At 41.2% G+C, this 1,416-nt stretch carries 5 protein-coding genes; all 5 read right to left on the bottom strand.

Features of this window, described 5'->3' with window-relative positions; genetic code table 11:
* On the bottom strand, positions 1-140 hold a 140-nt coding region (gene rpsH / locus CCU_RS04925), incomplete at its 3' end, for a 30S ribosomal protein S8 (RefSeq protein ID WP_208896352.1).
* 23 nt (positions 141-163) lie between these two features.
* Positions 164-349: a type Z 30S ribosomal protein S14 gene (locus CCU_RS04920; protein WP_004850137.1), complete on the bottom strand. Its 186-nt coding sequence runs from the start codon at positions 347-349 to the stop codon at positions 164-166.
* Positions 350-369: 20 nt separating this feature from the next.
* Complete coding sequence (gene rplE / locus CCU_RS04915) at positions 370-909, bottom strand: 50S ribosomal protein L5 (RefSeq protein WP_004850134.1); 540 nt, start codon at positions 907-909, stop codon at positions 370-372.
* A gap of 20 nt (positions 910-929) precedes the next feature.
* On the bottom strand, positions 930-1,247 hold the full coding sequence (gene rplX / locus CCU_RS04910) for a 50S ribosomal protein L24 (RefSeq protein ID WP_004850132.1): 318 nt from the start codon (positions 1,245-1,247) through the stop codon (positions 930-932).
* A gap of 12 nt (positions 1,248-1,259) precedes the next feature.
* On the bottom strand, positions 1,260-1,416 hold a 157-nt coding region (locus CCU_RS04905), incomplete at its 5' end, for an uL14 family ribosomal protein (RefSeq protein ID WP_208896351.1).

The raw sequence follows: 1,416 nt of genomic DNA, 5'->3' as shown, positions 1-1,416 counted from the left end.
TTAACATATCCTTCTGATAAAAGTATGTCGGCAATAGCTTTCTTCATCTTTGAAGCAGGGATTTCTACTGTATCATGCTTTGCTGTATTAGCATTACGAATTCTTGTAAGCATATCTGCAATTGGATCGCTCATTGACATAATAAATTTCCTCCTTCTTACTCTTACCAGCTTGATTTCTTAACGCCAGGAATCTGTCCCTTATATGCTAACTCACGGAAGCAGATTCTACAAATTCCATACTTCTTTAAAACTGAGTGTGGACGTCCACAAATGCTGCAACGTGTGTACTCTCTTGTTGAGAACTTCTGCTTGCGCTGCTGCTTAACTTTCATTGATGTCTTAGCCATTTCTCGAATCTCCTCCTTTATTATTTGCTATAAGGCATGCCGAACAGTGTAAGTAACTCACGAGCTTCCTCGTCAGTCTGTGCTGTTGTTACGCAAATTATATCCATACCTCTAACCTTATCTACCTTATCGTACTCGATCTCAGGGAAGATAAGCTGCTCCTTAATACCGAATGCGTAGTTACCTCTTCCATCAAATCCGTTTGGATTGATACCTCTGAAGTCACGTACACGTGGGAGTGCAAGATTTACAAGACGATCAAGGAACTCATACATCTTCTCGCCACGAAGAGTTACCTTACATCCGATAGGCATTCCCTCTCTCAGCTTGAAGTTAGCTACTGACTTCTTTGCTCTTGTTACAACTGCCTTCTGACCTGTGATTGTCTCAAGATCCTTGATAGCAGCGTCGAGAACCTTAGCGTTCTCTCTAGCTTCACCAACGCCCATATTGATAACGATCTTATCGAGCTTTGGTATCTGCATTACATTCTTATATCCAAATTTCTCAACCATGGCGCTCTTAATTTCAGCGTCATACTTTTCTTTAAGTCTACTCACCTAAGACGACCTCCTTCCAATTAATCTATCTTCTCTGTCTTGCCATCAACTTTGGCTACACGAACCTTATCCTTACCAGTTCCTTCAAAACCAACTCTAACTGGCTTGCCCTTGTAAAGATACATTACATTAGAGATGTCAAGTGGGGCTTCCATCTCGATGATTCCGCCCTGCTGGTTAGCCATGCTTGGCTTGCTATGCTTAAATACTTTGTTGATTCCTTCAACTACTACGGTACCATTCTTCTTATCTACTGAAACGACCTTTCCGCTCTTGCCCTTGTCCTTACCAGCGATAACCTGTACCATATCATCTTTCTTAATCTTCATTGTTGCCATAGTCACACCTCCTTATAATACTTCAGGTGCAAGTGATACGATCTTCATGAATTTCTTATCACGGAGCTCTCTTGCAACTGGTCCAAAGATACGTGTACCTCTTGGATTCATATCGTCTTTTATAATTACAGCAGCGTTCTCGTCAAACTTGATGTATGAACCATCCTTA

It is taken from the genome of Coprococcus sp. ART55/1 (assembly GCF_000210595.1).
In the GTDB taxonomy this organism is placed as follows: Bacteria; Bacillota; Clostridia; order Lachnospirales; family Lachnospiraceae; genus Coprococcus; species Coprococcus aceti.
This window is presented reverse-complemented; position numbering and strand designations above follow the sequence as displayed.

Excerpts from the sequence above, each read along its gene's own strand:
- CCU_RS04920 (WP_004850137.1), bottom strand. The coding sequence starts at position 349 with ATGGCTAAGACATCAATGAAAGTTAAGCAGCAGCGCAAGCAGAAGTTC.
- rplX (WP_004850132.1), bottom strand. The coding sequence starts at position 1,247 with ATGGCAACAATGAAGATTAAGAAAGATGATATGGTACAGGTTATCGCT.